The sequence below is a fragment of the Brachybacterium sp. NPDC056505 genome (assembly GCF_042794925.1).
Lineage (GTDB): Bacteria > Actinomycetota > Actinomycetes > Actinomycetales > Dermabacteraceae > Brachybacterium > Brachybacterium kimchii.
Genome location: NZ_JBHTSV010000044.1, coordinates 22420 through 29575, shown reverse-complemented (window position 1 = coordinate 29575; position 7156 = coordinate 22420). Strand labels below are relative to the sequence as shown.

5 protein-coding genes are annotated in these 7156 nt (G+C 71.7%); 2 read left to right on the top strand and 3 right to left on the bottom strand.

Translation table 11 applies throughout. The features are described from left to right. Window positions 1–157 precede the first annotated feature (157 nt). Together ACFQ53_RS15900 and ACFQ53_RS15895 are read right to left on the bottom strand one after the other, a co-directional pair. Complete coding sequence (locus ACFQ53_RS15900; RefSeq protein ID WP_377861375.1) at window positions 158–1285, bottom strand: GNAT family N-acetyltransferase; 1128 nt, start codon at window positions 1283–1285, stop codon at window positions 158–160. 227 nt (window positions 1286–1512) lie between these two features. Further along, complete coding sequence (locus ACFQ53_RS15895) at window positions 1513–3423, bottom strand: MDR family MFS transporter (protein WP_377861372.1); 1911 nt, start codon at window positions 3421–3423, stop codon at window positions 1513–1515. A gap of 173 nt (window positions 3424–3596) precedes the next feature. On the opposite strand from ACFQ53_RS15895, the gene ACFQ53_RS15890 reads away from it, so the two are divergent. After that, a complete protein-coding gene (locus ACFQ53_RS15890; RefSeq protein WP_377861370.1) occupies window positions 3597–4343 on the top strand; it encodes a TetR/AcrR family transcriptional regulator in 747 nt (248 codons plus the stop codon). A 75-nt stretch (window positions 4344–4418) separates the two neighbouring features. Here ACFQ53_RS15890 and ACFQ53_RS15885 read toward each other — a convergent pair whose 3' ends face one another. Next, window positions 4419–5456 (bottom strand): acyltransferase domain-containing protein, encoded by a 1038-nt coding sequence (locus ACFQ53_RS15885; RefSeq protein WP_377861367.1) that lies wholly within the window; start codon window positions 5454–5456, stop codon window positions 4419–4421. Between the two features lie 62 nt (window positions 5457–5518). On the opposite strand from ACFQ53_RS15885, the gene ACFQ53_RS15880 reads away from it, so the two are divergent. Beyond that, the gene (locus ACFQ53_RS15880; protein ID WP_377861365.1) at window positions 5519–7123 is read left to right on the top strand and encodes a helicase HerA-like domain-containing protein; all 1605 of its coding nucleotides are present in this window, start codon (window positions 5519–5521) and stop codon (window positions 7121–7123) included. Window positions 7124–7156: the final 33 nt, after the last annotated feature.

Here is a 7156-nt window from a genome sequence, read left to right as displayed (position 1 = left end):
GCCACGGCATATATGCCGTGGCTCCTCACCAGAGGCCCGTTGCCGTCATCCGCCCGAGGCCAGGGGCCCTCGCCCTCGCGGCGCGCACCCCGGCGCGCACCCCGGCGCACCCGTGGCGCGCGCCGCCGGGTCCCGGGTGCGCGTCGTCGGGCAGATGTCAGGCGTCGTCGTCCTCGGTCTCGGGCTCCAGGAGCCGGGAGGGGTGGGGCGGCACGTCCCGGTGCCAGGACTGCGTGCGCTCGAACGTCTCCCAGCCCATGGACCTGTAGAGGCCGTCGGCGCTGGTGGGGGAGTCCGCGTCCACCTCGAGGTCCACGTGGTCGCGGCCGCGGCGCGCCGCATCGGCGATCGCCGCGCGCAGCAGCGCCTTGGCGACGCCGTGCCCACGGGCGGAGCGGTGCACCCCCAGGTAGTCGAGGTAGGTGCCCTCGCCGACGCGGCCGTGGCCGGTCTCGTGCGCGGGACGCGTCGAGGCGACGAGCCCGCCGGCGGGCAGCCAGGCGCCGTCCCCGTCGTGGTCGATCTCCGCGATCCACCACAGGTCCCAGTCGGCCTCCTCGGGGGACTCCACGAGCCGCTGCGAGAACTCGGCGAAGGACTCGCGGTACGAGCTGAAGTGGTCGGCGAAGGACTCCTCGAGCATGCGGTGCACGCTGCGCACGTCCTGGGCGACGGGCAGCCCCGAGGGGTGCAGGTGCACGGGGCGCACGCGGACCCCGGGGCGGGGGCCCGGCAGGGAGTCGGCCTCCTGGGCGAGCACGCCGCGGCGCATGTGCAGCCAGGTGCGCACCTTCTCGAGGCCCCCGGCGGCGAGCTGGGCGGCGCGATCGGCGTCGCGCTCGTCGATGTCGACGCTCAGCTGCGTGGAGTCGACCCCGCGGTGGCGGGCGAAGGAGCCGGCCACCTCGACGGCCCAGGCGATCAGCGCGGCGCTGAGCTCGTCCCGGGCGGGCGCGTCCGCAGCGATCACGGTCTGCAGGTCCGTGCGGCCCTGCGCCCGGTCCTCGAGGGCGATCCAGGCGATCGGCAGGGCGTCGGCGCGGATCGTGCCGTCGGGCTCCGCCGGCACGATCACGACCTGCCGCCGGGACCAGGAGCGCAGCCCCACCATCTGCGAGCGCAGGTGGTCGATGTCGATGGGCGCGGCATCGGGGTCCACGGCGTCCTGGGCCGCGCCGAGGAGAGCGGCGACGGGCTCGACGTCGGGCTCCATGGGCACGCGCGAGGAGAGGCGGTGGCCGGGGATCTCGGGCAGACGGGGCGGGACGTGGTCGCTCAGCAGCACCCGTCCATGGTCCCACGTGCCGTGCGGGCTCGAGGTCGGGTGCCGGCTCGCGGCGGCCCGACCCCGCGCCGCGGGGCGCGTCGGCCACGGAGCCACCGGAGCCACCGGAGACACCGGGGACACAGGAGCCCTCCGGAGCCCGGGGGGACCGGACAGCGACGAGGCCCGCACCATCTCGTGGTGCGGGGCCTCATCGGGTGCGCGGCGTGCCGGCGCCGGTGGCGGGATCAGCGCTCGGCGTGACGACCGTGCTGCGGGGGACCGTCGGCGCGGTGCGTCTGGTGATGCGCGGGCTCGGACTCCGCGGCCGTGGGTGCGCCCTCGGCGGACCCCTCACCAGCCTGCGCGGACCCGGTCTGCGCGGACCCGGAGGCAGGCTCGGACCCCGCTTGCGCGGCCTCGGCGCCCTGGGTCGACGGGGCGTCGGACGCGAACGCCGGCTCCTCCTCGTCGTGGACCGAGGACTCCGCGAGCGGACCCGAGCCGCCCACCGCGGCGAACTGGCCGGTCGTGGTGCCCGGCTCGTCGGCCACATGGAGGGTGTCGCGCAGCGGCATCTGCTTGATGAACAGCGAGAGCAGCAGCGCAGCGATCACGAAGGGCACGGCGGTGAGGAACACGTCGTGCATCGCATCGCCCATGCCGCTGCGGATCGCGTCGGCGAGGAAGCCGGGCAGCTTCTCGAGCTTCGAGGGGTCCAGCACGGAGCTCTCGAGGTCCGAGGAGTCGATGCCGCCGCCGCTGGCCTGCATCTTCGCGAGCTGAGCGAGATCCTGCTTCGGAAGCGCGGAGATCTTGTCCTGGATGGCGGTGGCCATCTGCGCGCTCATCACGGTGCCCAGCACCGCCGTGCCGATGGTGGAGCCCATGTTGCGGAAGAACTGCACTGCCGAGGTGGCGACGCCCAGCTCGTGCTGCGCGACGGCGTTCTGGACCACGAGGGTGTACACCTGCATGCACAGTCCCAGGCCCAGGCCGATCACGACCATCGCGAGCGTGAGGTGCCACTGCGAGTCGCCGTACTGCATGTTCTGCAGCAGGTAGTAGCCGACCACCAGCACGATCCCGCCGGCGACCAGGAAGATCTTGTAGTTGCCGAGCTTCGAGATCAGGATGCCGACCACGATCGAGGTGAGGATCATGGCGACGGAGAGCGGGATGAGGATCGCACCCGAGTTCGTGGCGGAGACCCCCAGGACGCCCTGCGCGTAGACGGGGATGTAGATGATCGCGCCGAACATCGCCACGGCGATCGCGAAGGACGCGGCGACCGAGAGCGCGATGATCGGGCGGGCCAGCATGTGCATCGGCAGCAGCGGCTCGGCGACCTTGTTCTCGATGATCACGAACACCACGAGCAGCACGGCCGTGACCGCGTACATCCCGATGATCACGGGGGAGGACCACTCGTAGGAGGTGCCGCCCCAGGTGGTCGCCAGCAGACCCACCACCAGCGCTGGGGTCAGCGTGATCATGCCCAGCATGTCGACCTTGCCGCTCTTGGCGGTGTGCTCGAGGTGCAGGAACTTGAAGATGAAGATGAAGGCCAGGATGCCGATGGGCAGGGTCAGGTAGAACAGCCAGCGCCAGCCGAAGCTGTCGGTGATCGAGCCGCCGATCAGCGGGCCCACCACCGAGGAGACGCCGAACACGGCGCCCATCAGGCCCTGGTACTTGCCGCGCTGACGGGGCGGGATGATGTCGCCGATGATGGTCTGCGACAGCGGCATCAGGGTGCCCATGCCCAGGCCCTGCACGGCGCGGGCGAAGACCAGGAACCAGAAGTTCGTGGACATGCCCGCGAGGATCGAGCCGACCATGAAGATCGCGAGGCCCGCGAGGTAGAACCAGCGGCGGCCGTAGAGGTCGGAGAGCTTGCCGACGATCGGGACGGCGACGGCGGAGACGAGCATCGCGGCGGTCGCGATCCAGTTGTAGTGCGCGAGGCCGCCGAGCTCGGCGACGATGCGCGGCATCGCGGGGCCGACGATGGTCTGCGAGAGCGAGGCGACGAACATGCCGAGCATGAGACCGGCGAAGACGAGCTTGCCGGCCCGGTCGAGCCCGGTGAAGGCCTGCTCGTTCCCGCCGCGGGGCCCGCTGCGGGTGCTGGGCGCGGATGACGTGGTGGAGGTCAAGAATTCTCCTGAGTCCAGAAGGGGCGATCGGTGACGGCGGGTGCGCGGGGAGAGCGCACGCGGAGTGGCCGGAGCGCTCCATCGAGCTTCGACCGGTCAACACTACTGCGATTGCAGTCACTGCACAATTGCAGTCACTGCACTTTTCTCGTGAGGTGGGCTACGGTCGCTCCGTGAGCAGCGCGCCAGACACCGAGCCGGGCACCAGCACCGGCTCCATCCCCTCCGGAGACCTGCAGCGAAGCCCGGAGCTCGCCCCCGAATGCGGGCTGCGCGAGCGCAAGAAGCGCCAGGCGCGCGCCGACATGCACCGCGCCGCCCTCGAGCTCGTCGCCGAGCACGGTCTGGACAGCGTCACCGTCGAGATGATCGCCGAGCGCGCGGGGATCTCCCCCCGCACCTTCTTCAACCACTGGGCGTCGAAGGAGTCCGCGGTGCTGGGTCTTCCGGTGCTCGGCCCTGACGAGTCGTGGCGCGCCCTGCTGACGGTGAGCCCCGGGGCGACGCCGGAGCAGGCGCTGCGCGAGGTGCTGCGCCAGATCATCCGCACGGCCGATGCGGACCTCGGTCTGCGCGAGCTGAAGAAGCGCGTGCTGCACCGCGAACCGAGTCTCCATGCGGTGAGCGCGGGGCGCACGGCGCACATGCAGTCGGCGCTGATCGCCGCCTTCGAGCGCCGCGTGCGCGTCGGCCCGCTCACGCAGGAGCAGGCGGAGGAGCTCATCGGCGAGGACGTGGAGACCTTCGCGGGCGGGGCCGCGGAGGACCCGCAGCTCTACGAGCGCGCGGTCATCGCGGTGCAGCTCGGATTCGCCGTCTCCCGCAGCGCGTTCTCCCTGTCGATGGCGCGGGGCACGACGGTCCTCGAGGAGTTCGACCACGTCTCGCACGTGGTGGGGACCCGCCGCATCACGAGCTGAGCGGGTCGCCGCTCAGCGGACGCAGCCGATCCGGCGGACTCAGCCGATCGAGCGGACTCCGCCGATCCAGCAGGTTCAGCGGACCAGGTGTCCGCGCCCCGACTCCCAGCCTCGTCCGTCGCCCAGACGCCCGCCGACCTCGCGCTCGAGCCGGCTCCGTCGCGGCAGCGCCGCGGGATCGTACGGAGGGCGCGCGCTGAACACGAAGAACGCGGCGCCGTCGTCGTCGCGGCTGTTCTCGAGGATCTCGAAGCGGTCCACGAAGGCGCCGATGTTCGAGTCCGTGCCCAGGGAGTCCACGAGCACCCGGTTCATGAGCCACGAATGGCATTCGAACTCGCGGCCGAAGGCGGCGGCGCCCGCGGGCGCGGCGGCGACGAGATCGGGATAGGCCTCCGGGAAGTACGCGCTCGCGGCCTCGAAGCTCGCCTCGACGTCGGCGGGGTTCAGGGGACCGGTCGCCGGGATGTGCACGCCGATGATCCATCGGCGGTCGGCCGCCGAGCGATGCAGATCGAACTGCAGGCGCCCGAGATGGACGAGCCGACCGCACCAGTTCATCGCGGTCCAGGAGACCTGATGCAGGCCCAGTCGACCGTGGCTGCTGGCGCGGTGCACGCGCATCTGCTGGCCGAGGTCGGAGAGCACGTGCCAGGACTGCGCCTCCGAGAGCCTGCGCTGGGCGTGCCAGGTGCGCACCGTGTCCGTGGAGACCACATGGGCGAGGATCGCGATGAGCCCCTCGCCGGGGGCGATCTGCTGCTGCAGGGCGCTGTGCGCCTCGGCGAGGTCCGCGAGCGGTGCGGCGGGCGCGTCGAGACCGGCCGACGCGCGCAGCAGGTTCGCGGTGCGGGTGATCGCGGCGAGGACCTCGGGCACCGCGAGGGCGCGGGGGATCAGCGCCGAGAGCTCCTCGTGGTCCTGGTCGGTGATGCCCAGGCGCTCGAGCAGGGCGTCACGGTCGTCCGCGGTGAGTGCACGGGCGACCTCGTCCTCGGTGAGTGCGCCGGTCGCGGCGACGCCCGTCGGCAGGTATCCCTCGGGCAGGGCTCCGCGCTCGGCGTGGGGCTCGGAGCGGCCGGGGACGGAGGGGTGCGCATCGGTGCGGGTCACGCAGGAAGCCTACGTGCCCTCCGGCTACGATCGTGGCGATCATGACGCTTCGAGGAGGATCCATGACCGACGAGTCCGCGACCACCCCCGCCCCCGATCCCGCAGCCGCGTCGGACGCGCCGGCCGCTGCGCTCGACGGGAAGGCGACCGCTGTGCGCGACGCCTACGACTTCGAGGGCACGCAGATTCACCTGGGCGTTCTCGTGAGGGAAGGCGAGCCCGATCCGCAGGTGCCCGTGAACCTCGCGCTGGACATGCTCAACCGTCACGGCCTCATCGCGGGCGCGACCGGCACCGGCAAGACCAAGACCCTGCAGGTCATCGCCGAGCAGATCGCCGCCGCGGGCACCCCGGTGTTCGTCGCGGACATGAAGGGCGACCTCTCGGGCATCGCGGTCCCGGGCGCGGCGAGAGAGAAGCTCAGCGCGCGCGCCGCCGCCCGCGGCCAGGAGTGGACCTCCCGCGCGGGGACCTCGGAGATCCTCACCCTCGGCGGGCAGGGGACGGGCATCCCCATCCGCACCACCGTGAGCGACTTCGGGCCCGTGCTGATGTCCAAGACCCTGGGCCTGAACGACACCCAGGAGTCCTCGCTCGGGCTCATCTTCCACTACGCGGACACCAAGGGCCTGGGCCTGCTGGACCTCAAGGACCTGCGCGCGCTCATCCAGTTCCTCACGGCCGACGACGAGGGCAAGCAGGAGCTCAAGGGCATCGGCGGCGTCTCCGCCGCGACGGCCGGGGTGATCCTGCGCGAGCTCACCGAGTTCGAGAACTCCGGGGCCGACGTCTTCTTCGGCGAGCCCGCCTTCGACACCCAGGACCTGCTGCGCACCGCCTCCGACGGCACCGGCATCATCTCCTGCCTCGAGCTGCCCGACGTGGCCACCCGCCCCACCCTGTTCTCGACGTTCATGATGTGGCTGCTCGCGGACCTCTACCAGGATCTCCCCGAGGTCGGGGACGCGGACAAGCCCAAGCTCGTGTTCTTCTTCGACGAGGCGCACCTGCTGTTCAAGGACGCCTCGAAGGCCTTCCTCGAGCAGGTCGTCCAGACCGTCCGCCTCATCCGCTCCAAGGGCGTGGGCATCTTCTTCATCACCCAGACCCCGAAGGACGTGCCCGGGGACGTCCTCGCGCAGCTCGGCAACCGCGTCCAGCACGCCCTGCGCGCCTATACGCCGGACGATGCGAAGGCCCTCAAGGCGACGGCCTCCACCTTCCCGACCAGCGACTACGACCTCGTCGAGGTCATCCCCTCGCTGAGGACAGGCGAGGCCGTGGTGACCGTGATGAGCGAGGACGGCGCGCCGACGCCGGTGGCCGTCACCGCGGTGCGCGCGCCCGAGTCCTCGATGGATCCGGCGCCGAAGGAGGAGCTCGAGAAGATCGTCGCCGCCTCCCCGCTCGCGCCCTACACCGAGGTCGTCGACCGCGAGTCGGCCTACGAGATCCTCGGCAGGCGCGACGAGCAGGCGGCCCCCGCGGGGCAGGGGACGACGGCGGAGAAGCGGTCGAAGGACGGGAAGCACGACGGGAAGCAGAGAGGGAAGAAGGACGAGGGCTTCATGGGCAACCCCGCGGTGAAGTCCTTCATCCGCTCGGCCGGGACGGTGCTCGGCCGCGAGATCACGCGGTCGCTGTTCGGGACCCGCCGCCGGCGCTGAGCCGAGGCGGACGAGCCGGACTCCAGGCGCGGA